At 63.6% G+C, this 25,601-nt stretch carries 20 protein-coding genes and 5 pseudogenes; 21 read left to right on the top strand and 4 right to left on the bottom strand.

All coding sequences use genetic code 11. The features are described 5' to 3' along the window. Positions 1–364: 364 nt before the first annotated feature. A complete protein-coding gene (locus tag CG51_RS20790; RefSeq protein ID WP_233141320.1) occupies positions 365–829 on the bottom strand; it encodes a hypothetical protein in 465 nt (154 codons plus the stop codon). Between CG51_RS20790 and CG51_RS20785 the strand changes: the two genes are divergently transcribed. The 14 genes and pseudogenes from CG51_RS20785 (at position 758) to CG51_RS14780 (ending at position 14,671) form a co-directional block, all read left to right on the top strand. Then, positions 758–2,263 carry a DUF3363 domain-containing protein gene (locus tag CG51_RS20785; RefSeq protein WP_345995664.1) on the top strand — a complete coding sequence of 502 codons (1,506 nt, stop codon included), beginning with the start codon at positions 758–760 and terminating at the stop codon, positions 2,261–2,263. The two genes, CG51_RS20790 and CG51_RS20785, sit on opposite strands and share 72 nt — an antisense overlap. Positions 2,264–2,438: 175 nt before the next feature. Then, a pseudogene (locus CG51_RS14840) lies at positions 2,439–4,426 on the top strand (conjugal transfer protein TraG). 14 nt (positions 4,427–4,440) lie between these two features. Then, a complete protein-coding gene (locus CG51_RS14835) occupies positions 4,441–4,902 on the top strand; it encodes a ribbon-helix-helix domain-containing protein (protein WP_015740163.1) in 462 nt (153 codons plus the stop codon). Between the two features lie 194 nt (positions 4,903–5,096). After that, positions 5,097–6,041, top strand: a complete 945-nt coding sequence (gene trbB / locus CG51_RS14830; protein WP_425319666.1) for a P-type conjugative transfer ATPase TrbB — start codon at positions 5,097–5,099, stop codon at positions 6,039–6,041. After that, a complete protein-coding gene (locus CG51_RS14825; protein WP_009450539.1) occupies positions 6,038–6,370 on the top strand; it encodes a TrbC/VirB2 family type IV secretion system protein in 333 nt (110 codons plus the stop codon). The genes trbB and CG51_RS14825 overlap by 4 nt, the downstream gene beginning before the upstream one ends. After that, complete coding sequence (locus CG51_RS14820) at positions 6,370–6,651, top strand: VirB3 family type IV secretion system protein (RefSeq protein WP_035746326.1); 282 nt, start codon at positions 6,370–6,372, stop codon at positions 6,649–6,651. The genes CG51_RS14825 and CG51_RS14820 overlap by 1 nt, the downstream gene beginning before the upstream one ends. A gap of 10 nt (positions 6,652–6,661) precedes the next feature. Beyond that, complete coding sequence (gene trbE, locus CG51_RS14815; protein ID WP_035746324.1) at positions 6,662–9,169, top strand: conjugal transfer protein TrbE; 2,508 nt, start codon at positions 6,662–6,664, stop codon at positions 9,167–9,169. Further along, positions 9,166–9,948 carry a P-type conjugative transfer protein TrbJ gene (gene trbJ / locus CG51_RS14810; RefSeq protein ID WP_009450535.1) on the top strand — a complete coding sequence of 261 codons (783 nt, stop codon included), beginning with the start codon at positions 9,166–9,168 and terminating at the stop codon, positions 9,946–9,948. The genes trbE and trbJ overlap by 4 nt, the downstream gene beginning before the upstream one ends. 20 nt (positions 9,949–9,968) lie before the next feature. After that, the gene (gene trbK-alt / locus CG51_RS14805; protein ID WP_035746321.1) at positions 9,969–10,256 is read left to right on the top strand and encodes a putative entry exclusion protein TrbK-alt; all 288 of its coding nucleotides are present in this window, start codon (positions 9,969–9,971) and stop codon (positions 10,254–10,256) included. Positions 10,257–10,259: 3 nt separating this feature from the next. After that, positions 10,260–11,621 (top strand): P-type conjugative transfer protein TrbL, encoded by a 1,362-nt coding sequence (trbL, locus tag CG51_RS14800; protein WP_035746319.1) that lies wholly within the window; start codon positions 10,260–10,262, stop codon positions 11,619–11,621. Then, a complete protein-coding gene (gene trbF, locus CG51_RS14795) occupies positions 11,618–12,307 on the top strand; it encodes a conjugal transfer protein TrbF (RefSeq protein WP_035746318.1) in 690 nt (229 codons plus the stop codon). Before trbL ends, trbF begins: the two co-directional genes overlap by 4 nt. Further along, positions 12,304–13,317, top strand: a complete 1,014-nt coding sequence (gene trbG, locus CG51_RS14790) for a P-type conjugative transfer protein TrbG (protein WP_015740170.1) — start codon at positions 12,304–12,306, stop codon at positions 13,315–13,317. Before trbF ends, trbG begins: the two co-directional genes overlap by 4 nt. After that, the gene (locus CG51_RS14785; RefSeq protein ID WP_035746316.1) at positions 13,314–14,447 is read left to right on the top strand and encodes a TraB/TrbI/VirB10 family type IV secretion system protein; all 1,134 of its coding nucleotides are present in this window, start codon (positions 13,314–13,316) and stop codon (positions 14,445–14,447) included. Before trbG ends, CG51_RS14785 begins: the two co-directional genes overlap by 4 nt. A 2-nt stretch (positions 14,448–14,449) precedes the next feature. After that, the gene (locus CG51_RS14780) at positions 14,450–14,671 is read left to right on the top strand and encodes a DUF2274 domain-containing protein (protein ID WP_015740172.1); all 222 of its coding nucleotides are present in this window, start codon (positions 14,450–14,452) and stop codon (positions 14,669–14,671) included. Here CG51_RS14780 and CG51_RS20170 read toward each other — a convergent pair. Then, complete coding sequence (locus CG51_RS20170) at positions 14,666–14,902, bottom strand: hypothetical protein (protein ID WP_233141321.1); 237 nt, start codon at positions 14,900–14,902, stop codon at positions 14,666–14,668. The two genes, CG51_RS14780 and CG51_RS20170, sit on opposite strands and share 6 nt — an antisense overlap. Positions 14,903–14,983: 81 nt before the next feature. Between CG51_RS20170 and CG51_RS14775 the strand changes: the two are divergent. From CG51_RS14775 to CG51_RS14750, 6 genes and pseudogenes are all read left to right on the top strand, one after another. Next, positions 14,984–15,748 (top strand): annotated as a pseudogene (locus CG51_RS14775) (IS256 family transposase); the annotation flags it as partial. A gap of 49 nt (positions 15,749–15,797) precedes the next feature. Next, positions 15,798–17,204, top strand: coding sequence for a transposase (locus CG51_RS14770; RefSeq protein ID WP_416171669.1), 1,407 nt, complete (start codon positions 15,798–15,800; stop codon positions 17,202–17,204). Between the two features lie 30 nt (positions 17,205–17,234). Beyond that, a pseudogene (locus CG51_RS20165) lies at positions 17,235–17,699 on the top strand (transposase); the annotation flags it as partial. Positions 17,700–17,802: 103 nt separating this feature from the next. After that, positions 17,803–19,572 (top strand): oleate hydratase, encoded by a 1,770-nt coding sequence (locus CG51_RS14760; RefSeq protein ID WP_003168742.1) that lies wholly within the window; start codon positions 17,803–17,805, stop codon positions 19,570–19,572. 207 nt (positions 19,573–19,779) lie between these two features. Then, positions 19,780–20,478, top strand: a pseudogene (locus tag CG51_RS19655) (hypothetical protein); the annotation flags it as partial. A gap of 118 nt (positions 20,479–20,596) precedes the next feature. Further along, a pseudogene (locus tag CG51_RS14750) lies at positions 20,597–22,003 on the top strand (ISCR element clade Ia family transposase); the annotation flags it as partial. Positions 22,004–22,213: 210 nt separating this feature from the next. Here the strand turns inward: CG51_RS14750 and CG51_RS14745 are convergent. Then, complete coding sequence (locus CG51_RS14745; protein WP_233141322.1) at positions 22,214–22,732, bottom strand: TetR/AcrR family transcriptional regulator; 519 nt, start codon at positions 22,730–22,732, stop codon at positions 22,214–22,216. 207 nt (positions 22,733–22,939) lie between these two features. Here CG51_RS14745 and CG51_RS14740 point away from each other — a divergent pair, with 207 nt between their 5' ends. Next, complete coding sequence (locus CG51_RS14740; RefSeq protein WP_035746310.1) at positions 22,940–23,911, top strand: LysR family transcriptional regulator; 972 nt, start codon at positions 22,940–22,942, stop codon at positions 23,909–23,911. 46 nt (positions 23,912–23,957) lie between these two features. On the opposite strand, the gene tnpC is transcribed toward CG51_RS14740, so the two are convergent. Next, entirely contained in the window at positions 23,958–25,514 is a 1,557-nt protein-coding gene (gene tnpC / locus CG51_RS14735; RefSeq protein ID WP_035746309.1) for an IS66 family transposase, read from the bottom strand. Positions 25,515–25,601: the final 87 nt, after the last annotated feature.

The following is a 25,601-nucleotide window of genomic DNA, read 5'->3' as shown; positions in this document are numbered from 1 at the left end:
CCGGCACCCTGTCGGGGCGGTTTCTGGGCAAGCCCTTGTCTGCACACTGTTTTGGGACGCGGGGCACGGCACCATGCTTTTGGGTTTCGCGTGCCGCGATTTGGCGCAAAGCCTTGGCTTCGCTGGGTTTTGACCGGCACTATAGCCGAATATATGTCGTTTGCGTGCCTACACGGCATGGGATGCGCTCATGAGCGCCGACGACGAGAACCGCTTTCGCCCGAAGCCTGGCCGCATCAGGTCGGACGTGCCGAAGGCGGGCAAGGCGAAGAGCTTTCTGACGCAGGCGAAGAAGCTGGCGCGTCAGCATAGCAACAGCCCCGGCAAATCATCTTCATTCGCATCACGGACATCCTCGTCGTCTTCATCTGGTTCTGCCGGAAAGATCGGGAAGGCGTCGCAGGCTGGCAAAGGTCCGGGCGTCAAGCGTGGTCGTGGTGCGGCCTTTGTCCGCGCCCGAACCCTGTCGAGCGGCTGGCGTCACAGTACGGCTGGCGCGCGTCGCGTCGTCGTCAAAACCCGATACGTTCAGAGCGCGGGGAAGAATGGCAAAGGTGCTGCCCATCTGCGCTACATCCAGCGCGACGGAACATCGCGTGATGGCGAGCGTGGTCAGCTTTATTCCGCCACCGACGATCGTGCCGATGGAGATGCCTTCCTTGATCGCGGCAAGGATGATCGCCACCAGTTCCGCTTCATCGTCTCGCCGGAAGATGCCGCCGATCTTTCCGATCTCACCGAGCACACCCGCGATCTGATGAGCCGCATTGAGGGCGATCTTGGCACGAAGCTCGATTGGGTGGCGGTCAATCACCACAATACCGGCCATCCCCATGTCCATGTCATCGTTCGGGGCAAGGACGATCTGGGCGAGAACCTGGTCATCAATGGCGATTATCTCGCCAATGGAATTCGTGAGCGGGCGAGCGAACTGACCACGCTGGAACTTGGACCCGCCACCGAGATCGAGCAGAGCCGCAAGCTGTCTGCCGAAATCGATCAGGACCGCTTCACGCGCATCGACCGCGCCATGACCGAGGAAGCCGACGAAAGGTTCCTCGATCTGCGCCACGAACCGGCAGATGCACGCCGCCAGTTCAACCGCACACTTCGCCTGCGCCGTCTCGCCAAGCTGGAAAAGATGGGGCTGGCTACGGAACATGCACCCGGCGTCTGGGAGCTTGGCGCGAAGATGGAACCGGCGCTGCGTGAACTCGGTGAGCGCGGTGACATCATCCGCAACATGCACAAGGCGCTGAAGGCCGATGGGCAGGAACGTGATCCGATGACCTTCCAGCTTCACGATGCCGCACCCGCGGCACCCATCACCGGCCGCGTCGTGGACAAATATCTCACCGACGAGATGGGCGAGAACCTGACGCTCGTGGTGGACGGCATCGACGGGCGAACACACCATCTTCCCGGCATTGATCCGGCCCGCGTTGAAGTTGCCCGGATCGGCAGCATCGTGGAAGTCGGTCCCGCCGATACAGCGCAACGTCCCTCTGATCGCACCATCGCTGCGATCTCGGAAAATGGTATCTACCGACCGAGCCGCCACCTCGAACAGGCGAAGTTCGAGGGACGTGTACCGGGCGGTGATTACGAGGGCTATTTGGATGCCCATGTCCGGCGACTGGAGGCGCTGCGCCGCGCCGGCATCGCTGAACGGATTGACGCCGACCAGTGGCGCATCCCCGAAGACTTCGAGAGCCGCGCCACCGCCTATGATGCCGGTCGCAACCGGCAGCCCAGCATCCGCGTCGTCTCGACCTTCGATCTGGAAAAACAGATCGGCGCCGATGGCGCGACCTGGCTGGACCGGCGATTGGTCACACCGGACGCCTCGGACCTTACCCCGGCAGGGTTCGGCCAGCAAGTGCGCGAGGCTATGGACCAGCGGCGTGAACACCATATCGCACAGGGCGCTGCCACGCGACAGCAGAATGGACGCATCCTCTATCGGCGCAACCTGCTCGCCAATCTGCGAGAAAGGGAAGTGGCCCGCGTCGGTGCGGAAATGGCCAGCAGCAAAGGCTTGCCGTTCCGGGCGGCTGCCGATGGCGAAAATATCAGCGGCAAGTTCACCGGGATCGCACATCTATCGAGCGGCAAGTTCGCCATTGTCGAAAAGAGCCACGAGTTCACTCTTGTCCCATGGCGGCCAGTGATCGACCGCCAGCTCGGCCGCGAGGTTGCGGGCATCGTGCAGGGTGGATCGGTATCGTGGCAAATGGGGCGAACACGAGGGCTCGGGATTTGAGCCTTTGCCGATCTGGCACCTCGCAAATTGTTCTGTCGACATCGGCATCTGAAAGGGCCTGTCCGATGTGCCGCCGATAGTATCCGGCAACACGGCACCCCTGCTTTTCCTGTTGCCGCTTTCGAAAACGTCTATTCTTTGATCGGCTCCGACTCTCTTGCCGATTGGAGCCTGTATGCGTGGTGGCCGAATACTCTGGGGCCAGATCATTGTCGTATTCACCATTGTCCTGGTGATGGTCTGGACTTCGACACAATGGGTGGCCTTCCGCCTTGGCTTTCAGCCCCAGCTCGGCAATCCGTGGTTCGATGTTGCGGGATGGCCGGTCTATTATCCTCCGGCCTTCTTCTGGTGGTGGTTTTCCTATGACGCCTATGCGCCCGGTATTTTCACCGAAGGCGCGTTCATCGCCACGTCCGGGGCGTTGTTCGCTATCGCCGCCGCTTTTTTCATGTCGATCATCCGGGCGCGCGAGGCGCGCAACGTCGCCACCTACGGTTCTGCGCGATGGGCCGAGGACAAGGAAATCCATGCTGCCGGACTGCTCGGTCCCGATGGCGTGGTCCTTGGCAGGCACAGCAAGGACTATCTCCGGCACGACGGCCCCGAGCATGTCCTTTGTTTCGCGCCCACCCGATCAGGCAAAGGCGTCGGTCTCGTTGTGCCGACGCTGCTGACCTGGCCGGGAAGTTGCATCGTGCACGACATCAAGGGTGAGAACTGGAATCTGACGGCTGGCTTCGGTCCCATCACGGCCGTGTCCTGCTGTTCGATCCGACCAATGTGCATTCCGCAGCTTACAACCCGCTGCTGGAAGTCCGTCAGGGGGAGTGGGAAGTCCGCGATGTCCAGAACATCGCGGATATTCTGGTCGATCCCGAGGGCAGTCTCGACAAGCGCAACCATTGGGAAAAGACCAGCCATTCGCTACTGGTCGGCGCCATCCTGCATGTTCTCTATGCCGAGAAGGACAAGACGCTGGCGGGGGTCGCGAGCTTTCTGTCCGATCCGCGCCGTCCGGTCGAGGCGACCTTGCGCGCCATGATGGACACGCCGCATCTGGGCGAAGCCGGTGTGCATCCCGTCATCGCCTCATCGGCACGCGAGCTGTTGAACAAATCCGAGAACGAACGCTCCGGCGTGCTGTCCACGGCGATGTCCTTTCTCGGTCTCTACCGAGATCCGGTCGTGGCCCGCGTGACGGCCCGCTGCGACTGGCGCATTGCCGATCTGGTCGGAGCAAAAGAACCGGTCAGCCTCTACCTCGTCGTACCGCCCTCGGACATCAACCGGACCAAGCCGCTGATCCGTCTGATCCTCAATCAGGTCGGGCGGCGGCTGACCGAGGAACTGGAAACCACCGGAAAACGCCATCGTCTCCTGTTGATGCTGGACGAGTTCCCCGCGCTCGGGCGGCTTGATTTCTTTGAATCGGCGCTCGCCTTCATGGCCGGCTACGGCCTCAAAGCGTTCCTGATCGCGCAGTCGCTCAACCAGATCGAGCGGGCCTATGGACAGAACAACGCCATTCTCGACAACTGCCATGTGCGTGTCGCCTTTGCCGCAAACGATGAACGCACCGCCAAGCGGATCAGTGATGCGCTCGGCACGGCCACGGAAATGCGCGATTCCACCAACTATGCGGGCCATCGCCTCGCGCCCTGGCTCGGGCATCTCATGGTTTCGCGGCAGGAAACAGCGCGGCCGCTCCTGACACCGGGCGAGATCATGCAGCTTCCGCCAACCGACGAGATCGTCATGGTAGCGGGTGTGCCGCCCATCCGCGCCGCCAAGGCGCGTTACTATGCCGATGCGCGGCTTCAGGAACGGGTGCTGCCGCCGCCCGATCTGCACAAGCAGTCGGTGAAGATGGAAACATCGGCACCAGACGACTGGACGAGCCGTGTTGTTGCGGCCGCGGCCGGCCACGGACCCGCGTCGAACAGGTCCGACGACGATCCTGCCAATGCCGGTATCCGTCTTGAGCCGGAGCTTCCCGAGCATGAGGAAATCATCCCGCCACCACCGCCGCCATCGCAGGAGTTCGATTTTCTCGATGATGAGCCCGACGTCGATGCCGCCAAAGCCCGTGCCATGCGTCAGCGGATGCGCATGGTCGCGCGGCAGGCGTCACTCGACCCAAATGACGGCATCGAGCTTTGAGAAGGAAGACAGGCATGACGAGTCGCACCCGCATGAATGTCTACTTCTCCCCGGATCTGCTGAAGCAGGTCGAGGGTCTGGCGCTGCGTCGCAATGTTTCAAAATCCGCAGTGATCGAGGCTGCGGTAGCATCCTTCCTGTCCGGTGACACGACCGAACGGCTGGAAGCCGCAATGTCGCGACGCCTGGATAAGCTTGGCCGCCAGTTCGATATGCTGGACGAAGATGTCGCCATCCTCGGCGAGACGCTTTCGCTGTTCGTACAATTCTGGCTCACCATGACGCCGCCGCTGTCAGATAGCGCGAAACAGTCGGCACGCATCAAGGGCAACGAGCGCTTCGAAGGCTTCATGCAGACGCTGGGCAAGCGCCTGGCTTCCGGCGACAGATTCCTGAAAGAGTTGTCGCGGGATATCGATTCGCTTCACGATCTTTCGTCACAAGGCCAGTCCGAAGCGGATGGAAACCAGCTCTGATCTTTCGATCCATCCTATTTACCGCCCTGCGCCGCCGATGCCCGCACACGCGTAAACATCTGTTGAAACGGCCCTAAATCAGGTTCTTTTAATCGACCCCAATCCGGGGTCCGTCTTTTGCGCGTCCCGCCATGAACGGGGCCGCCATGACCGCATCACATCAGAAACCCGAGACGATTGCGCGTGGTGCGCGGATGCTGCGCACCGCGCTCGGTACATCGATTGCCCGGTTTCTGGAAGATCCAGCTGTGGTCGAGGTGATGCTGAATCCCGATGGCCGCATCTGGGTGGATCGGCTCTCCGAAGGGCTGGCCGATACGGGGGAGAGGCTGTCGGCTGCCGATGGCGAGCGGATCGTCAGGCTGGTCGCCCATCATGTCGGCGCCGAGGTTCATGCCCGCAATCCGCGTGTGTCGGCTGAACTGCCCGAGACCGGAGAGCGCTTCGAAGGGTTGCTGCCGCCTGTCGTCACGGCGCCGACCTTTGCCATCCGCAAGCCTGCCGTCGCGGTGTTCACGCTCGACGACTATGTAAACGCCGGGATCATGACCAGTGCTCAGGCCGAGGTGCTGCGCCTGAACGTCGCCACGCGCGCCAATATCCTTGTCGCGGGCGGCACCTCGACCGGAAAAACCACGCTGACCAACGCGCTGCTGGCAGAAGTCGCCAAGACTTCGGACCGCGTCGTGATCATTGAAGACACGCGCGAACTGCAATGCGCCGCGCCCAATCTGGTCGCGATGCGCACCAAAGATGGCGTGGCGACGCTCTCCGATCTGGTGCGTTCGTCGCTACGCCTGCGCCCGGATCGCATCCCGGTCGGCGAGGTGCGCGGGTCCGAAGCTCTCGACCTCCTTAAAGCCTGGGGCACCGGCCATCCGGGCGGGATCGGCACCATCCATGCCGGTTCCGGCATTGGCGCGCTGCGACGCCTCGAACAGCTCATCCAGGAAGCCGTCATCACCGTCCCGCGCGCCCTGATTGCCGAGACAATCGACCTCGTCGCCGTTCTTGCCGGACGCGGCTCTTCCCGCCGGCTGGTCGAACTCGCCCGCGTCGATGGGCTGGGGCCGGACGGCGATTACGCCATCACGCATCCCATCACTTTGGCAACCACCCCGAAAGGAAACCCTTCATGATCCGCACGATTTCACGCGGCTGCCGCATCATGGCAACCGCCGCTGCCACTGTTTCCATCAGTCTGATGCTGGCGCCTGCCGCACACGCCTCCGGCTCCTCCATGCCCTGGGAGGCCCCGCTTCAGTCGATCCTCCAGTCGATCGAGGGTCCTGTCGCCAAGATCATCGCCGTTATCGTCATCATCGCCACCGGCCTGGCGCTGGCCTTCGGTGATACCTCCGGCGGCTTCCGCCGCCTGATCCAGATCGTCTTCGGCCTGTCCATCGCCTTCGCCGCGTCGAGCTTCTTCCTGTCGTTCTTCTCGTTCGGCGGCGGGGCGCTCATCTGATGGCGGGCGGGTTTGAACAGCTCGATGCGGTGCCGGGCTTCTCCATCCCGGTTCACCGGGCGCTGACCGAGCATATCCTGCTCGGCGGCGCACCGCGTTCGATTGCCATCGTCAACGGCACGCTGGCCGGCGCCGTCGGCCTCGGCCTTCGTCTCTGGCTGGTTGGCATCGCCATCTGGGCGGTCGGTCATTTCCTCGCGGTATGGGCTGCCAAACGCGATCCGCTTTTTGTCGAGGTGGGCCGTAAGCATCTGCGCATACCCGGTCATCTGTCGGTGTGAGGGCGCAGCCATGATGAACCTCACCGAATATCGCCGTACCGCTACCCGCCTCGCGGATTTCCTGCCCTGGGCCGCGCTGGTTGGCTCGGGCGTCGTGCTGAACAAGGACGGCAGTTTCCAGAGGACTGCGAAGTTTCGCGGGCCGGATCTAGATTCCGCTGTTGCCGCCGAACTGGTCGCGGTCGCCGGGCGTATCAACAACGCCGTGCGCCGCCTCGGCTCCGGCTGGTCGATCTTTGTTGAGGCACAACGAAGCGAAGCCGCGACCTATCCCGGCAGCCAATTTCCTGATCCGGCCTCCGCTCTTCTCGATGCCGAGCGCAAAGCTGCCTTCGAGGAAGCGGGCACGCATTTCGTGTCAGGCTACTTCCTGACCTTCCTCTGGCTGCCACCCGCCGAAGATGCGGCTCGCGCCGAGACCTGGCTCTACGAGGGCCGTGAGCAATCCGGCGTCAATCCATGGGAGCTGATGCGCGGCTTCATCGACCGCACCGACCGCGTGCTGGCGCTGCTCGACGGCTTCATGCCCGAATGCCACTGGATCGATGACGCGGGCACGCTGACCTATCTCCATTCCACGATTTCCACGAACCGCCATCGTGTTCGCGTGCCCGAAGTGCCCATGCACCTCGATGCGCTGCTGGCCGATCAGCCGCTGACTGGCGGGTTGGAACCGCGCCTTGCTGACAAGCATCTGCGCGTCCTGACCATTATCGGCTTTCCGACAGCGACCACGCCCGGCCTGCTCGACGAGATGAACCGGCTCGCGTTCCCGTATCGCTGGTCCACCCGCGCCATCCTGATGGACAAGACGGACGCGACGAAACTCCTCACCAAAATCCGCCGTCAATGGTTCGCCAAGAGAAAATCCATCGCCGCGATCCTCAAGGAGGTGATGACCAACGAGCAATCGGCGCTGGTGGACACCGATGCGTCCAACAAGGCGCTCGATGCCGACATGGCCTTGCAGGAACTGGGCGCTGACGTCGCCGGCATGGCCTATGTCACAGCAACCGTCACCGTCTGGGACGCCGACCCCCGTATCGCCGACGAGAAGCTGCGTCTGGTCGAGAAGATCATTCAGGGCCGTGACTTCACGGCCATGCCGGAAACTGTCAATGCCGTCGATGCCTGGCTAGGCTCGATCCCCGGACATGCCTACGCCAATGTCCGGCAGCCGCCGATCTCGACGCTCAACCTCGCCCACATGATCCCTCTATCGGCCGTGTGGGCGGGGCCGGAACGGAACGAACATCTCGGAGCGCCCCCCTTGCTGTACGGCAAGACCGAAGGTTCGACTCCGTTCCGGCTTTCCCTTCATGTCGGCGACGTGGGCCATACCCTCGTCGTCGGCCCGACCGGCGCGGGCAAGTCCGTGCTGCTGGCGCTGATGGCGCTGCAATTTCGCCGCTATGATCGCAGCCAGATTTTCGCTTTCGATTTCGGGGGATCGATCCGGGCATCCGCGCTCGCCATGGGTGGCGACTGGCATGATCTCGGCGGTGGATTGACCGAGGGATCGGAGGTTTCCGTTTCCCTGCAACCGCTGGCGCGGATCGATGATGCCTATGAACGGTCATGGGCCGCTGACTGGATCGCCGCGATCCTGATGCGTGAAGGCATGATCATCACGCCGGAGGTGAAGGAGCACATCTGGACGGCGCTGACATCGCTGGCATCCGCCCCGGCGGGGGAACGGACCATCACCGGCCTTGCCGTGTTGCTGCAATCCAACGATCTGAAACAGGCGTTGCGCCCTTACTGCATTGGCGGCGCCTATGGCCGGTTGCTCGACGCCGAGGCCGAACATCTCGGATCAGCCGATGTACAGGCCTTCGAGATCGAGGGGCTGGTCGGCACTGGGGCTGCGCCTGCCGTCCTGTCCTATCTGTTTCATCGGATTGGCGACCGGCTCGACGGTCGGCCAACCCTGCTCATCATCGACGAAGGCTGGCTGGCGCTCGATGACGAGGGGTTCGCCAACCAGCTGCGCGAATGGCTGAAGACACTCAGGAAGAAGAACGCTTCCGTCATCTTCGCCACGCAATCGCTCTCGGACATTGACGGCAGCAATATCGCGCCCGCCATCATCGAAAGCTGCCCGACGCGGCTGCTTCTCCCGAATGAACGCGCCATCGAGCCGCAGATCACGGCAATCTACCGCCGCTTCGGCCTCAATGACCGGCAAATCGAGATCCTCGCGCGGGCCACGCCAAAGCGGGACTATTACTGCCAATCGCGGCGCGGCAATCGCCTGTTCGAGCTTGGCCTCAGCGAAGTCGGCCTCGCGCTCTGCGCCGCATCATCCAAATCCGATCAGACCCGTATCGCCGAACTCGTCGCCGAGCATGGGCAGGACGGTTTTCTCGCGGCCTGGCTGCGCCATCGCGGCGTCGAATGGGCCGTCGATCTGATCCCGAACCTCACAAATCTTGTCGAACGGACAGAGCCCGCTCGGCCGGTCGAGCCAGACCAAATCCATCCAGATGACAGCCAAGAAAAGGAGACCCTGCCATGATCCGTATCCCCGTTTCCCGATATGTCAGTGCATCCGTGCTGGCGCTGACGCTCGCCATGCCTGTTGCACTGTCGCCCATGCTGGCAAGCCCCGCTCACGCTTTTGGCTTCGGCCGCATCGTCTATGATCCGACCAACTATGCGCAGAACCTTCTGACTGCCGCACGTACGCTGGAGCAGATCAACCACCAGATCACCTCGCTTCAGAATGAAGCGCAGATGCTCATCAATCAGGCGAAGAATCTCGCCAGTCTGCCATATTCCTCGCTCCAGACTTTGCAGCAGAATGTCCAGCGCACGCAGCAGCTTCTGGCCCAGGCGCAGAACATTGCCTTCGACGTGCAGAACGTCGATCAAATGTTCCAACAGAAATACGGCAAGGTTTCGCTGTCCGCGACCGACGCCCAGCTCGTCGCCGATGCGCGGTCCCGCTGGCAGAATACGGTCGGCGGTTTGCAGGACGCCATGCGCGTGCAGGCTGGTGTCGTCGGAAATATCGACACCAACCGCGCTGAAATGTCCGCCCTTGTCGGGCAGAGCCAGAACGCCACCGGCGCGTTACAGGCGACACAGGCGGGCAATCAGCTTCTCGCGCTCCAGTCGCAGCAGCTTTCCGACCTGATCGCGCTGATGTCCGCCAATGGTCGCTCCGAAGCCCTGATCGAAGCCGAGCGTGCCACCGCCGCCGAACAAGGCCGCATCCAGCGCGAGCGCTTTCTGACGCCGGGATCGGGCTATCAGCCCGGCAATGCCCGGATGTTCGGCAACGGCAACAACTGACCGGACAGGAGGGGCGCGACATGGACGGCAAGATGCTGGCCCGGCTGGGCGCGATCATATTCGTGGCCATCGCCATCACCGCGACGGTGATCGAAATGACACGCGAGGACGAACCAGCACAGCCCCGCGCGGCGCCGGCGCTTCAGGCGCCTGCCGATCCGCTGCGCCAGAGCCTGCGCCACTGCCAGCAGTTAGGCGAGGCCGCCGTGAACGATCCCGGCTGCCTCGCCACCTGGGCCGAGAACCGCGACCGGTTCCTCGGCCGGACGCCGGTGCCCGCCGCCCCGCATCAGAACGGGGGACAGTGAACCATGGGCGGCACCGGCGTCATCGACAACTTTCTGGGTGTTTTCACCAGTTACATCGACAGCGGCTTCGGCCTGCTTGGCGGCGAGGTCGCCTTCATCGCTACCACCCTGATCGTCATCGACGTGACGCTCGCGGCACTGTTCTGGTCCTGGGGTGCGGATGACGACATCATCGCCCGGCTGGTCAAGAAGACGCTCTTCGTCGGGGTCTTCGCATACCTGATCGGCAACTGGAACAATCTCGCCCAGATCATCTTCGACAGCTTCGCCGGTCTTGGCCTGAAAGGTTCGGGCACCAGCTTTTCCGCCGCCGATCTGCTGCGGCCCGGCAAGGTGGCGCAGACTGGCCTCGATGCCGGTCGCCCGCTGCTCGAATCCATCTCGGACATGATGGGTTATTGGTCGTTTTTCGAGAACTTCATCCAGATCGCTTGCCTGATGTTCGCCTGGGCGCTGGTACTGCTGGCCTTCTTCATTCTCGCCGTGCAGCTCTTCGTCACGCTGATCGAGTTCAAGCTGACCACGCTGGCGGGCTTTGTCCTCATTCCCTTCGGCCTCTTCGGCAAGACCGCCTTCATGGCCGAGCGCGTTCTTGGCAATGTCGTCTCCTCCGGCATCAAGGTGCTGGTGCTCGCCGTCATCATCGGCATCGGCTCGACATTGTTCTCGCAGTTTACGGCCGGTTTCGGCGGCGTGACGCCGACCATCGACGACGCCATGGCGATCGTGCTGGCCGCACTTTCCCTTCTCGGCCTCGGCCTCTTCGGTCCCGGCATCGCTTCCGGTCTGGTTTCTGGCGGCCCGCAGCTTGGCGCAGGTGCAGCAGTTGGAACCGGTCTCGCCGCTGGCGGCATGATGCTTGCTGGCGGCGCTGCCGCAGGCATGGCCGCGAAGGGAGGGGCAGCGGCGCTGTCGGGTGGAGCTGCTGCCGTCCGTGGCGGTGCTGCTGCCGCAGGTGCGGCGAGCGCCGCCTATAGTGTCGGATCGCTCGGCCAGTCAGGGGCTGCCGGTGTTGCCTCCGGCCTCGGCGGTGTTGCCCGCGCGGCAGGCTCAGCCGCAGCATCGCCCCTGAAGCGGACGGCATCGAAAGCAGCGGAAAGCGCCAAATCCAGCTTCTCCGATGGCGCGCGCGCCGGGCTCGGCGTCACCGGTGGATCGTCCTCGCAGGGAACCATTGGTGGTGCGAGCGTGGCCGGTGCCGCACCCGCCTCCGCACCGGCGGGCGGACCGCCTGCATGGGCGCAGCAGATGCACCGCCGCCAGGCGCTCAATCACGGCACGACCATGGCCGCCCATGCCGTCCGCTCCGGTGACAGCCACGGCGGCGGCTCTTCCGTCAACATTTCCGAAAGTGACCGCTCATGAACATCTTCAGACGTCCAGCGACCCATTACGGCAAATCGCCCGAACCCGAGACGCCTTACCAGAAAGCCGCGCAAGTCTGGGACGAGCGTATTGGCACGGCTCGCGCGCAGGCCAAGAACTGGCGCTATATGGCCTTCGGCTCACTGATCCTCTCGGCGGGCTTCGCTGCCGCGCTCGTTCTGCAATCGGCGCGAGGGACCGTCGTGCCCTGGGTGGTGCAGGTCGATAATCTCGGCCAGGCCCAGACCGTCGCCTCAGCCACGGCCGATTACCGTCCGACCGATCCGCAGATCGCCTTCCATCTCGGCCGCTTCATCGAGCAGACGCGCTCGATCCCGGCGGACGCCATCATCGTGCGCCAGAACTGGCTGCGCGCCTATGAGTTCACCACAGATAGGGGAGCGGCCGCGCTCAACGACTATGCCCGCGCCAACGATCCGTTCACCCGTGTCGGCCGCCAGCAGATCGCAGTCGAGGTTTCCAGCGTCATCCGCGCCTCGAACGACAGCTTCCGAGTCGCCTGGACCGAGCGCCACTACGAGAACGGGCAGCTTTACACGACCGAGCGCTGGACCGCGATCCTGACCATCGTGATCCAGACTCCGCGCGATGCCGAGCGTCTGCGCGCCAATCCGCTCGGCATCTACGTCAATGCAGTTTCATGGTCGCGGGAGATGAGCCAATGACCATCGCGTTTCCCCGCAATTCCGCCTTGCCGGTTTTCCGTAAGCCCGCCCTCGCGGCTTTGATGCTCTCGGCCACCATGCTGGCAGGCTGCGCCACCAACAAGACGCCGCAGTTCAGCTATGATGCCAATGTTCCGGCTCTACCGACCGTGCAGGCCACCGTTACGGATGATCGGCCCCGACCGCTTCACACGCCGCCAGCCTGGACGGTTGCGCGTGGTGGGACCGCAGCGGGAACACCGGCAGGCCGGGTCGAGAACGCCAATGCCGCCGCCCGCGTCGAACCGCGCCGCGAGGGTTACTATAACGCCATCCAGATCTATCCCTGGTCGGAAGGCGCGCTCTATCAGGTCTATGCAGCACCAGGACAGATCACCAATATCGCGCTGGAGCCGGGCGAAAGCCTGACCGGCGCGGGACCGATCGCGGCGGGAGACACCGCTCGCTGGATCATTGGCGATACCGAGAGCGGGAGCGGTACGTCGCGCCGGGTCCATATTCTCGTCAAACCATCCCGATCCGACATCTCAACCAATCTCGTGGTGACGACCGATCGACGCACCTATATGATCGAGCTGCGCGCCCGCGAGGCGCTCTATATGCCGTCCGTATCTTGGTCTTATCCGGCGCTGCCTGCCGGTCAGCGCCAGACCGTTCCCGCAGCACCCATCATCCCGGTCGAGGCGGCACGCAACTATCGTTACGGCCTGACCGGAGATACGCCGCCATGGCGGCCGATTTCCGTCTTCGACGATGGCCGCCGTGTCTATGTCGTTTTCCCGCGCGGCATCGTGCAGGGAGAGATGCCGCCGATCTTCGTCATCGGTTCCAAGGGCGAGACCCAGATCGTCAATTCCCGTGTTCACCAGAACATCTTGATCGTCGATCGGCTGTTCGGAGCGGCTGAGCTGCGTCTTGGTAGCGGCAAGCAGCAGCAGACGGTCAGGATCGTTCGCATCGAGCAAAGGCAAGCTGCCCAGCCCGCCAAAACCGGGGAGCAACCGTCATGAGTGAAGAGGCCACCACCAACCCAACGCCGATGCGTCTGCGTGCCGAGCCGCCGCACGTCACGCGCCTGTCGCGCAAGATGCTGGCCGGTGCCGGGGCTGTTGCGCTCCTCGGCATCGGCGGGGCGCTGATCTATGCGCTCCAGACGCGCGACATGAGCGGAAACGGTGAAGAACTCTATTCGACCGAGAATCGCGCCACGGCAGATGGACTGGCGGGTCTGCCGAAGGATTATACCGGGCCGGTCCTGGGGCCGGCATTGCCGGGCGATCTCGGTGGCCCGATCCTGGATGCCCAGAACCGGGGTCAGCCCGTCACGCCGCCCGCCATGGCGACGCCTGCCCGCGATCCTGCCGAAGAGCGCCGGCTTGCCGAAGAAGAAGCTGCGCGTCTCAGTACAGTGTTCTTCCAGTCCGGGCCAAGAGTGGCGACGACGCCTGGCTCCAATATGCCGGGCCTTGCTGGCCTTGACCTTGGTGGCCAGCCCGCAACACAGGACCGCCACACGGCATTTCTGAATGGGCCGGTGGAACGGCAGACCGTTGCCATGGATCGGATCATGGCGCCAGCCTCGCCCTACATCCTTCAGGCAGGGGCCGTAATCCCGGCGGCGATGATTACCGGCATCCGCTCGGACCTTCCCGGCCAGATCACCGCGCAGGTCACGGAAAATGTCTATGACAGCCCGACCGGCAGCCTGCTGCTAATCCCGCAGGGAACGCGCATCATCGGTCAGTATGACGCCGGTGTGCAGTTCGGTCAGCGCCGCGTGCTGCTGGTCTGGAACCGCCTGATCCTGCCCAACGGCCGCTCTATCGTGCTGGAGCGCCAGCCCGGTGCGGACGCTTCCGGCTATGCCGGGCTGGAAGATGGCGTTGATTACCACTGGTGGGATCTCATGAAGGCGGCGGGGCTGTCCACGCTGCTCGGCATCGGCACGGAACTGGCGACCGACGACGAGGATCGTCTGATCCGGGCCATCCGCGACGGAGCGCAGGATACCATCAATCAGGCAGGGCAACAGATCGTCCAGCGCCAGTTGCAGGTCGCGCCGACCCTCACGATCCGGCCGGGCTACCCGGTCAGGGTCATCGTTACCCGCGATCTCGTACTCGAACCTTATAGGAACTGACCATGACGAAGCTGAAGCTCGGGCCTCTCATCGAAGACAAACCCGTGAAGGTGGCGGTGGAACTGCCGGGGCCGCTGCACCGCGATCTTGCCGCCTATGCCGAAGTGCTGGCTCGCGAAACCGGCCAGCCCGCTGCCGATCCTGTCAGGCTGATTGTGCCGATGCTGGAGCGGTTCATTGCGACAGATCGGGGCTTTGCCAGCGCCCGAAGATCTCGCTCATGAGGTGCCGCGCGTGCCATTGCGCGTCGCGGCGATGATTTCCATCAACGTATCGACGGCCTTTCGTGTCGCGTCCCATTTGGCGGGCTGATCCATTTCCCGGTTCTGAAGGGTGAGGCTTACCGCACCATGTACCGTTGACCAGAACATGAAGCTGTAGCGACTCAGATCCATGCCGCGCAAAAAACCTTCCGGTAGCGTCCGAGGAGCTGGTGTAATTTCAGTGCCGTCCACGGTGTGATCCTGGGTGGCCATCGAGGTGTATGGTCGAGGTGGAGTTTGCCGACTTCAACCCCGGACCACATGGAGACCCCGATGACCAAGACGAACATGGACCTGTCCGACCTTCTGGCCAAGCACGATCAGGGAGACTTTCTGCGCAGCATTGCCGAGGCCGTCCTGCAGCTGATCATGGAGGCGGATGTCGAAGGCCTGATCGGCGCTGGCAAGCACGAGCGCAGCGGCGAACGCACGACGTGGCGTAACGGGTATCGAGAGCGCGCTCTCGATACCCGTCTGGGCACGCTGAACCTGCGGGTTCCCAAGCTGCGTCAAGGCAGTTACTTCCCGGGCTTTCTCGAAGCGCGCAAGACCTCGGAGCAGGCGCTGGTGGCCGTCATCCAGGAGGCGTGGATCAGTGGCGTATCGACCCGCCGCGTCGATGAGCTGGTGCAGGCCATGGGGCTGAGCGGCATTTCGAAGAGCACGGTGTCGAAGCTGTGCAAGGACATCGACGAACGTGTCGGCGAGTTCCTGAACCGCCCGCTCACCGGCGAATGGCCCTATCTCTGGCTTGACGCCACCTATCTGAAGGTGCGCCAGGGCGGAAGGATCGTACCAGTCGCGGCAATAATCGCCGTGGCCGCCAACACCGAGGGACGCCGTGAGATCATCGGCCTCGGTATCGGCCCGTCCGAGGCCGAGACATTCTGGACCGAGTTCCTTCGATCCCTGCGTGTTCGCGGCTTGGGAGGCGTCAGACTGGTCATCAGCGACGCGCATACAGGGCTCAAAGCCGCCATCGCCCGGGTCTTCGAAGCAACCTGGCAACGCTGTCGCGTGGGGCTGTTGAAGAAGTCAGCCTCACGTGATTCGATTCATTTGGGATTGATTCTCTGGGTGCACCGGCATGTTGGGACATAAGGAACGCGGTCAGCTCGAGCTGTTCATGACGGGTTCGCTTCGACAGCTCATCCCCGACGACTACATTCTCGCCAAAGTGGATCGTGTCCTCGACCTCACGTGGCTCAGGGCAGAGGTTTCCGATCTCTACTGTGAGCATAACGGACGACCTGGGATCGATCCGGAGGTCGCCGTCCGGCTAATGCTTGCGGGCTTCCTGCTCGGGATCGTTCACGATCGTCGCCTGATGCGGGAGGCGCAGGTCAACCTCGGGATCAGGTGGTTTATTGGCTATGGCCTGCACGAGGCACTACCTGATCATTCGTCTCTGACGCGGATACGGCAGAGATGGGGGGTGGAGCGCTTTCGAAGGATTTTCGAACGCACGGTGGAGGCCTGCATCGCAGCAAAGATCGCGAAGGGGGACGTGGTGCATGTCGATGCCTCACTCATTCGCGCGGATGTGAGCTGGGAAAGCCTTGCGGTGCGCCACGTTGAGGCGGTTGCCGAAGCGAACGAAGATGCTTCCGTCGCTGAACGCGATAGCCGCAAGACTGGGAAGTTCAAGAAGGTCTGCGTCACCGATCCCGATGCGACGATGGCGACGAGCGGGCGCAACCGTCGGCTTGAACCCTCCTTCAAGCAGCACGCTGTCGTCGATGACGTCTGTGGCGTGGTTCTCGACGTCGAGGTAACCACCGGCGAAATCAACGAAGGTCAGGTCATCATCGAGCGCATCGACGCGACCGTTGAGACCACGGGCGTAGATGTCGAGATCGTCACGGCCGATGCAGGCTATGCCTATGCGAGGGTCTTCGGCGGGTTCGAGCGGCGGGGCATCAGCGCCGTCATCCCAACGAAGGCGGAGCCGATCCGCAGCCCAGTGCCGATGCGCCGATTTCGCTACGACGCAAAGAACGACACCCTAAAGTGCCCGCGTGGAAAGACCCTCAGACCGACCCGACCGATCAAGCACGGTCGGTTCTTCTATTCCAAGGCATCGGACTGCCGGGGATGCGATCTGGCAAGGCTGTGCCTCTCGAAGGGGCGGGCAAACAAGGCCGTCGTTGTAGGGGACGATTACCCGGCGCTCCTGCGAGCCCGAAGACGCCGTGAGAAATGGACCGAGGAAGACCGGCGTCTGTACCAGCGGCATCGCTGGCGCTCAGAGGGGTTTCATGGCGAAGCGAAGAGCTGGCACGGACTCGCCCGCGCCGTTCGGCGCGGACTCTCCAACATGAAGATCCAATCCTACCTCACGGCCGCCGCCATAAACCTGAAGCGGCTCGCGGTAGCCCTTTTGCGACTGTTCTTGCTCGTGACTTCACCCCAGGCAACCATCTGCGAGCTGAGGAACGCTTTCAGCCGCATTCTACTCCCGCAGAGGTTCATTAACGCGCGAGGTGCTGCCTGATCGGCCATCGGCGACTTCTTCAACAGCCCCCGCGTCCACTGGATGCGCAACGCCCTGGCCCATGTCTCGCGTGGCCAGCATACCGTCGTCGCCGCTGCCATCCGGCAGGCCTTCGATCAACCCGACCGCACCCATGCCGGCGAAACCTGGCGAAAGGTCGCAGAGCAACTGCGCCCGCGCTGGCCAAAACTGGCTGATCTCATGGATGCCAGCGAGCACGACGTGCTGGCCTACATGTCATTCCCGCGCCAGCATCGCACCAAGCTGCACAGCACGAACCCAATTGAACGCCTGAACAAGGAGGTCAAGCGACGCGCCGATGTCGTCGGGATCTTCCCCAATGAGGCATCCATCACGCGTTTGATCGGCGCCGTACTGTTCGAGCAAAATGACGAATGGCAGACATCAAGCCGCTACATGATGGTCGAGGCATTCGCACAGATCGACAAGGAGGAGATCGATCCCATCCTCAGCATAACCACAAAAGCCGCCTGATCATGCCCTCAGGCCATCCAGAAAATTACACCAGCTTGACGGCCGTGACCAGGGTTTCTACCGCTACCCCGTCGGCAACTGACCCACCTCAAAGGAGATTCGCATGGAATACAACAGCGGCAATTTCTACGCCTTCGCCCGCCCCCGCAAACCCGCAGGGGTGGATGGCAAGACCGCCTGGTTCGTCGGCTCGGGCCTTGCGGCGCTTTCGGGCGCGGCCTTCCTGATCCGCGACGGCCACATGGCCGGCGAGAGGATCACCATCCTCGAGCGGCTGGCGCTGCCGGGCGGCGCGCTGGACGGCATCGAGGAGCCGGAAAAGGGCTTCGTGATCCGCGGCGGGCGCGAGATGGAGGACCATTTCGAATGCCTCTGGGACCTTTACCGCTCCATCCCCTCGCTGGAGATCGAAGGGGCCAGCGTGCTCGACGAGTTTTTCTGGCTCAACAAGGACGACCCCAACTATTCGCTGCAACGCGCCACCGTGAACCGGGGGCAGGACGCGCAGACCAACGGCCTTTTCACCCTGACCGAGAAGGCCCAGAAAGAGGTCATCAAGGTCTTCTTCGCCACCCGGGAGGAGATGGAGAACAAGCGCATCGACGAGGTCTTCGGCAAGGAATTCCTCGACAGCAACTTCTGGCTCTACTGGCGGACGATGTTCGCCTTCGAGGAGTGGCATTCAGCGCTGGAGATGAAGCTCTACCTGCACCGCTTCATCCACCATATCGGCGGGCTGCCGGATTTCTCGGCGCTGAAATTCACCAAGTACAACCAGTATGAATCGCTGGTCCTGCCGCTGGTGAAATGGCTGCAGGACCACGGCGTCAACTTCCGCTACGGGATCGAGGTGACGGATGTCGATTTCGACATCCAGCCGGGCCGCAAACAGGCGACCCGCATCCACTGGCTGGAGAACGGCAGCGCGGGCGGCGTGGATCTCGGCCCCGACGATCTGGTGTTCATGACCATCGGCTCGCTGACCGAGAACTCGGACAGCGGCGACCATCACACGCCTGCGCGGCTGGACGAAGGCCCCGCCCCGGCCTGGGATCTGTGGCGCCGCATCGCGGCGAAGGATCCGGCTTTCGGGCGGCCCGACGTCTTCGGCGCGCACATCCCCGAAACGAAGTGGGAGTCGGCGACGGTCACCACGCTCGACGCGCGCATCCCTGAATACATCCGCAAGATCGCCAGGCGCGATCCGTTCAGCGGCAGGGTGGTCACCGGCGGCATCGTCACCGCGAAAGATTCGAGCTGGCTGCTGAGCTGGACCGTCAACCGCCAGCCGCATTTCAAGAAACAGCCGAAAGACCAGATCGTTGCCTGGGTCTATTCGCTGTTCGTCGACGTGCCGGGCGACTATGTGAAAAAGCCGATGCAGGACTGCACCGGCGAGGAAATCACGCAGGAATGGCTCTACCACATGGGCGTTCCGGTAGAGGACATTCCCGAACTCGCCGCGACCGGGGCGAAGACCGTGCCGGTGATGATGCCCTACGTGACCTCCTTCTTCATGCCGCGCCAGGCGGGCGACCGGCCCGACGTGGTGCCGGAGGGCGCCGTCAACTTCGCCTTCATCGGCCAGTTCGCCGAATCCAGGCAGCGCGACTGCATCTTCACCACCGAATACTCGGTGCGCACGCCGATGGAGGCGGTCTATACCCTGCTGGACATCGAGCGCGCCGTGCCGGAGGTGTACAACTCGACCTACGACATCCGCAAGCTGCTGGCCGCCACCGGCCGCCTGCGCGACGGCAAGGAACTGGACCTGCCCGGCCCGGCCTTCATCCAGAAGCTGCTGCTGCGCCGGATCGAGGGCACGCAGATCGGCGAATTGCTGAAGGAATTCCATCTGGTTTCCGGCGAGTGAGCAAAGCCGAGGGGGTGCGGTCGACGCTCGCCCCCTCGCGCCATGCTGCCGGCACCCTCTCGGCCCCTTGATCGTGGGCACCTCCCGCCGTTTGGAGGCCGGGCGTAGCGCGCCCGCCCTGTGGGCACAAACCCACACAACGGCCCGATTGGGGCCCACGTCGTACACTGGAGGGTGCCCACGCCCCGCCAAAGCCGCCAGAGCCCCATGAATGCCCCCGTCGATGTCTCCTTCTTCCCGCGCGCTGCCAAGCCGCTGACCAGCTACCGGCCGTACTGGGCCAGGCGCTTCGGCACGGCGCCGTTCCTGCCGATGAGCCGCGCGGAAATGGACCAGCTCGGCTGGGACAGTTGCGACGTGATCCTGGTCACCGGCGATGCCTACGTCGACCACCCCAGCTTCGGCATGGCCGTGATCGGCCGCGTGCTGGAAGCGCAGGGCTTTCGCGTCGGCATCATCGCCCAGCCCGACTGGCAGAGCAGCGAGCCTTTCAAGGCGCTGGGCCGCCCCAACCTGTTCTGGGGCGTGACGGCGGGCAACATGGATTCGATGATCAACCGCTACACGGCCGATCGCAAGATCCGCTCCGACGACGCCTACACCCCCGGCGACGTGGGCGGCAAACGTCCCGACCGCGCCGCCATCGTCTACAGCCAGCGCTGCCGCGAAGCCTACAAGGGCGTGCCCATCGTGCTCGGCGGCATCGAGGGCAGCCTGCGCCGCATCGCCCACTACGACTACTGGAGCGACAAGGTGCGCCGCTCCATCGTGGTGGACAGCAAGTGCGACATCCTGCTCTACGGCAACGCCGAGCGCGCGCTGGTCGAGGTGGCCCACCGCATCGCCCGGCGCGAGCCGGTGGACAGCATCACCGACGTGCGCGGCACCGCTTTCGTGCGCCGCGCGCCGGCGCCGGACTGGTTCGAGGTCGACTCCACCACGGTCGATGAGCCCGGCCGCGTCGAGCCGCCGATCAACCCCTACCTGAGCACCAGCGAGCAGGCCGCCGCCCAGGGCCAGAGCTGCGCACTACCCGGACTTCATTGTACGGATCGAAGCGGAGGGCCGCTCGCTGCCCGGATATGTCCGCGAGGCGTTCGATGCCTACCTGCGTTGCGGCGTGCTCGAGCACGGCTTCCTGCGGGTGGTGTGCGAGCACTGCCGTGCAGAGAGGCTGGTGGCCTTCTCCTGCAAGAAGCGCGGGTTCTGCCCGAGTTGCGGCGCGCGACGCATGGCCGAGAGTGCGCGGCACCTGATCGAGGAGGTGTTCGGCCCGCGGCCTGTGCGGCAATGGGTGCTGAGCTTTCCGTACCCCTTGCGTTTCCTGTTCGCCAGCAAGCCAGAAGCCATTGGCCCGGTGCTGGGCATCGTGCAGCGCGTGATCGCCGGCTGGTTGGCCGATCAAGCCGGCATCGACCGCGCCAGCGCCCAGTGCGGCGCGGTGACGCTGATCCAGCGCTTCGGCAGCGCGCTGAACCTGAATGTTCACTTCCACATGCTGTGGCTCGACGGCGTGTACGACGCGAACGTCGAGCCCCCGCGGCGCAAGCCGCGCCTGCGCCGCGCCCGTGCCCCCACCTCTGCGCAACTGACGCAGCTCGCCAACACCATCGCGCATCGCGTCTGCCGGCACCTGACGCGCAAAGGCTGGCTGGAAGGCGAAGACGAATCCGTGTTCCTGTCCGACAGCGCGGGTAGCGACGACGGCATGGATGGGCTGCGGATGAGTTCGATGACCTACCGCATCGCCACCGGTCGCGACGCTGGCCGCAAGGTCGTCACGCTGCAAACATTGCCCGGTGACGCAGGCTCGCTGGAGGGCGACGCCGGCAAGGTCGGCGGCTTCTCGCTGCATGCCGGCGTGGCCGCGGAAGCACACGAAAGCCACAAGCTCGAAAAGCTGTGCCGCTACATCACGCGCCCGGCGATCAGCGAGCAGCGGCTGTCGATCTCACCGCAGGGTAGGGTGCGGTATCAGCTCAAGACGCCGTGGCGAAATGGGACCACGCATGTCGAATGGGATGCGGTGGACTTCATCGCCAAGCTGGCGGCACTGGTCCCGCCACCTCGCGCGCATCTCACCCGCTTCCACGGCGTATTCGCCCCGAATGCAAACCTGCGTGCGCAGCTGACGCCCTCGGGGCGCGGCAAGCGGCCTGCGGGCGATGCGGCGCCAGTGGACGTCAGCGCCCACGACGAGCCGCGCAGCCCCGAGCAGAAGCGCCGTGCGATGAGCTGGGCGCAACGGCTCAAGCGGGTCTTTTCCATCGACATCACCACCTGCGCCCACTGCGGCGGCGCGGTACGGATCGTCGCCAGCATCGAGGAACCCACCGCCATCCGCGCCATCCTCGCCCACTTCGAGAAGCACGGCGCGCTGGAGCAAGCGCACTACCGGCCCGCAGCGCGCGCGCCGCCGCCGGCCGCGTGACGAGGTGCCGGCCACACAGCCGGCAGCCAAGCCAGAGTCCGATCCGATGCGGCCACGACCCCGCAGGGCTGCGCTCGGCCCTGTGCCGGGATTCGGTGAGAAATGGCTACGCACTGAGCCGCTGCGTGGCCCCGCGATGTCGAAAACCCACGCATGAACCCCCGATCTGTGCCCGATCTGTGCCCAAAGCGGCGCTTGCGCGGCCGCTTCCTACCCGCCAGACTCGCAAAAAAGGGCGGTTGAACTTCCTATACCCACAAGGGCAAGCTGGGCCGCGCCTCGGGCGAGGGCTTCCTCCTGAGAGCAGCGAAGCCCCGTCAGAAACAGATTGAATATCTGGCTCCCGGTTTCGCTCGACCACGGGTCATCGCTGACCCCGAGCTTCGGCGGCGGTGTGAACATCAGCCGATATAGCGTGGGGTTTTCCAGGGCAAAGCGGACATAGGCATAGCTGCCATCACGCAAATAGCCGAATGGATTGCCGCGCATCTGTTCGAAGATGGCCAGCTTTTCCCTGTATAGGCGGTTGAACCCTTCTTCCCGAACGGCGCGCAGCAAGGCGCTTTTGTTGCGGAAATGGCCGTAAAGCGCTGGTGCTGTGCAACCGATGGCATGCGCGACCGCAGTCAACGGTACGTCGAGGTCGCCACGCTCTGACAGCAGCCGGATCGTTTCGTCGATCGCACGACGAGCAATATCAAGTTCTTGCTCTTTCCGGGGACGGGCCATTCCGATGCCTGTTGCAACTTGTCGTGAAAACTAAACGACATTTACTTTTTTCGTTGACGGGACGGAAGTCAAGAAGCAGCATTCGGTAACTGAACGTCGTTTAGTTTGAGGATGTGCGGAGAGCTGATGAACGCACACAGATCGATTTTCGCGTTGATGATGGCGGGGTGCCCGTCAGAAGCCGAACGCTGTTTCGGATGATGCACCATGGCTGTGATCGGGAACAATCAGACCTCGCCTGATGATAGCCTCACAAAGGTCGTTGAGGGGAAACCCGGTACATCTGCGGTCCGGCTGAACCAGTTGCGATATTTTGTTGCCGCCGTCGACTATGGGAGTTTTCGCAAGGCTGCTGCCGCGCTTTCTGTGCAGGAATCCTCCATCAGCCGACGAATCCGTGATCTCGAAGATGAACTCGGGGCGTCGCTTTTCATGCGTCATGCTGGCGGGGTGCGGTTGACCGTTGCCGGGCGGGAATTCGTGCGCAACGCTCGTCATGCTCTTCGCCAGATAGACATTGGGGTGACCAAGGTGGCGGCGGTTGGCCGGGCGGAGCAAGGGCTGATCAAGGTCGGGATATTTTCGTCCCTTGCGTCAGGATTTCTGTTCGATCTGTTGCGTGCCTTCGGCATGCGCCACCCGAACGTGCAGGTCGACCTTATTGACGGCAATCCGCCCGAGCACATCGCGGCTGTCCGGAAACTTTGTCTGGACGTCGCGTTCGTCACGGGAACGGCGGCCTGGGATGCCTGTGAAGCAGAGCATTTATGGTGTGAGAAGGTCTTCGTGGTACTGCCCGATAACCACCCCTTGGCGGGCAAGCCCGCATTTGGGTGGGGCGATTTGGCATCCGAGCGGTTCATCGTGAGCGACGTTGCGCCGGGACAGGAGATTCACGACTACCTGGTCGCTCACCTTGCCGGTCTCGGCCGCCAGCTCGATATTCAGTCTCAGCAGGTCGGCCGCGACAACATCCTATCTCTGGTCGCTCTCGGTCGCGGCCTCACTCTGACAAGCGAAGCGACGACCGTCGCCCAGTTTCCTGGGATCACCTACCGGGAACTTGCGGACGAGGTGCTGCCGTTCAGCATGGTCTGGTCCGCGCAAAACGATAATCCAGCATGTCGGCGGTTATTAAGCTTGGCCCGGTCGATGGCGGGACCGGCCGGGAGAAAGTAGGATTTGTCGGCACATGCGTAAGCGTTCGCAGGTCATCACGGTCGTCTTAGCTTGACGGCTTGAAGCTCCATGGCAGCAGGTCGTCGAGGCGGCTTTGCGGATGACCGTTGGCGATGGCGGTGAGCGTGGCCTTAAGGTAGGCGAAGGGTTCGACGCCGTTGATCTTGCAGGTCTCGATCAGCGAGGCGATGCGGCCCCAGGCGATGCCGCCTTCGTCGTGGCCGGCGAAGAGCGCATTCTTGCGATTGAGGGCGATGGGGCGGATCAGGTTCTCGACCCGGTTGCTGTCGATCTCGACGCGGCCGTCGGTCAGGAAGGTTTGCAGCCCGTGCCAGTGGTTGTGGATGTAGGCGAGCTTTTCGCCCAAGCGAGATTTGGCAGAGATCTTGCGGCGCTGCGCCTGCAGCCATTCGCCGAAGGCGGCCACCAGAGGCGCGGTGCGGGCTTGGCGGGCTGAGAGGCGCTGACTTGGCGAGACGCCGCGGATGTCGGCCTCGACGGCATAGAACTCGGCGATGCGGCGCAGGCCTTCGGCCGCGATCTCCGACCCGTCGCGGTCGAAGACCTCTTTCAATTTGCGCCGTGCATGCGCCCAACAATGCGCCACGCGAATGGGCGTGCCGCCCTTGCGCGAGGGTTTGGTCAGCCTATTGTAGCCGGTATAGCCGTCGACCTGCAGGATGCCGTCGAAGCCGGTCAGGAAGGTTTCGGCATTCTCGCCGGCACGACCAGGGGCGTAGAAATAGACCACGCCGGGCGGGTCCTCGCCACCCCAGGGCCGGTCGTCGCGGGCCAGCGCCCAGAGATATCCGGTCTTTGTTGCCCCGCGCCCCGGATCCAGCACCGGGGCGGTGGTTTCATCCATGAACAGCTTGGGCGACCGCTTCAGATGTTCGGCCAGCCGGTCGACGACGGGCTTCAGATGGAACGCCGCCTTGCCGACCCAATCGGCCAGCACGGCGCGGTGCAGATCAAGACCCGCCCGTGCCAGGATCTGGCTCTGGCGATACAATGGCAGGTGATCGGCATATTTGCTGACCAGCACATGGGCGAGGGTCGCCTCGGTCGGCAGGCCGCCGATGATCAGGTGGCTCGGCGCCGGTGCCTGGGTCACCCCATCGGTGCAAGCCCGGCAGGCATATTTCGGGCGCACGGTGACGATCACGCGCAGTTGGGCGGGCACGATGTCCAGCCGGTCCGTGCGGTCCTCGCCAATCTTGTGCATGACGCCGCAGCCGCAGGGGCAGACCAGGCTGTCCGGTTCGATGACGACCTCGACGCGCGGTAGCCCGGCCGGCAGATTGCCGATGGTGCGCTTTGGCGCAGGCCTGGTCGTTCCGTCCCCCGGTTTGGCGGCACGCGTTTCCTGTTCCGCCTCAACCTCGGCCAGGGCGATGGACAGGTCCTCGAACACCAGCTGCCTCTCGTCCTCGGACAGCTTTTCCGACCGCTTGCCATGCAGGGCATGGTTCAGTTCGGCGATCAGATGCTCTTGCCGCCGGGTGATGTCCGTCAGCACTGCCACCTGATCCATCAACGCCAAAACCGCCGCGCGTTGCGCGGCAGGAATGGCGGAAAGGTCAAGGATGGGGGCAGCCTGCATGGGCTGAATCTATCACAAACCTCCAGTAAAAACACGCAAAATCAAGCTGATGATTCATTCTGCCGCAGCCGGTGGACGGGTTTCCAG

This window comes from Haematobacter missouriensis, from assembly GCF_000740775.1.
GTDB classification, from domain to species: domain Bacteria; phylum Pseudomonadota; class Alphaproteobacteria; order Rhodobacterales; family Rhodobacteraceae; genus Haematobacter; species Haematobacter missouriensis.
This window is presented reverse-complemented; position numbering and strand designations above follow the sequence as displayed.

Coding starts and splice junctions, on each gene's coding strand:
- trbJ (WP_009450535.1), top strand. CDS start 9,166: ATGATCCGTATCCCCGTTTCCCGATATGTCAGTGCATCCGTGCTGGCG.
- trbF (WP_035746318.1), top strand. CDS start 11,618: ATGAACATCTTCAGACGTCCAGCGACCCATTACGGCAAATCGCCCGAA.
- CG51_RS14745 (WP_233141322.1), bottom strand. CDS start 22,732: ATGGCCCGTCCCCGGAAAGAGCAAGAACTTGATATTGCTCGTCGTGCG.
- trbE (WP_035746324.1), top strand. CDS start 6,662: ATGATGAACCTCACCGAATATCGCCGTACCGCTACCCGCCTCGCGGAT.
- trbK-alt (WP_035746321.1), top strand. CDS start 9,969: ATGGACGGCAAGATGCTGGCCCGGCTGGGCGCGATCATATTCGTGGCC.
- CG51_RS14780 (WP_015740172.1), top strand. CDS start 14,450: ATGACGAAGCTGAAGCTCGGGCCTCTCATCGAAGACAAACCCGTGAAG.
- CG51_RS14825 (WP_009450539.1), top strand. CDS start 6,038: ATGATCCGCACGATTTCACGCGGCTGCCGCATCATGGCAACCGCCGCT.
- trbB (WP_425319666.1), top strand. CDS start 5,097: ATGCTGCGCACCGCGCTCGGTACATCGATTGCCCGGTTTCTGGAAGAT.
- CG51_RS14785 (WP_035746316.1), top strand. CDS start 13,314: ATGAGTGAAGAGGCCACCACCAACCCAACGCCGATGCGTCTGCGTGCC.
- CG51_RS14820 (WP_035746326.1), top strand. CDS start 6,370: ATGGCGGGCGGGTTTGAACAGCTCGATGCGGTGCCGGGCTTCTCCATC.
- CG51_RS14770 (WP_416171669.1), top strand. CDS start 15,798: ATGTTGGGACATAAGGAACGCGGTCAGCTCGAGCTGTTCATGACGGGT.
- tnpC (WP_035746309.1), bottom strand. CDS start 25,514: ATGCAGGCTGCCCCCATCCTTGACCTTTCCGCCATTCCTGCCGCGCAA.
- CG51_RS20790 (WP_233141320.1), bottom strand. CDS start 829: ATGGCCGGTATTGTGGTGATTGACCGCCACCCAATCGAGCTTCGTGCC.
- trbG (WP_015740170.1), top strand. CDS start 12,304: ATGACCATCGCGTTTCCCCGCAATTCCGCCTTGCCGGTTTTCCGTAAG.
- CG51_RS14740 (WP_035746310.1), top strand. CDS start 22,940: ATGGCTGTGATCGGGAACAATCAGACCTCGCCTGATGATAGCCTCACA.
- CG51_RS14760 (WP_003168742.1), top strand. CDS start 17,803: ATGGAATACAACAGCGGCAATTTCTACGCCTTCGCCCGCCCCCGCAAA.
- CG51_RS14835 (WP_015740163.1), top strand. CDS start 4,441: ATGACGAGTCGCACCCGCATGAATGTCTACTTCTCCCCGGATCTGCTG.
- CG51_RS20785 (WP_345995664.1), top strand. CDS start 758: ATGAGCCGCATTGAGGGCGATCTTGGCACGAAGCTCGATTGGGTGGCG.
- trbL (WP_035746319.1), top strand. CDS start 10,260: ATGGGCGGCACCGGCGTCATCGACAACTTTCTGGGTGTTTTCACCAGT.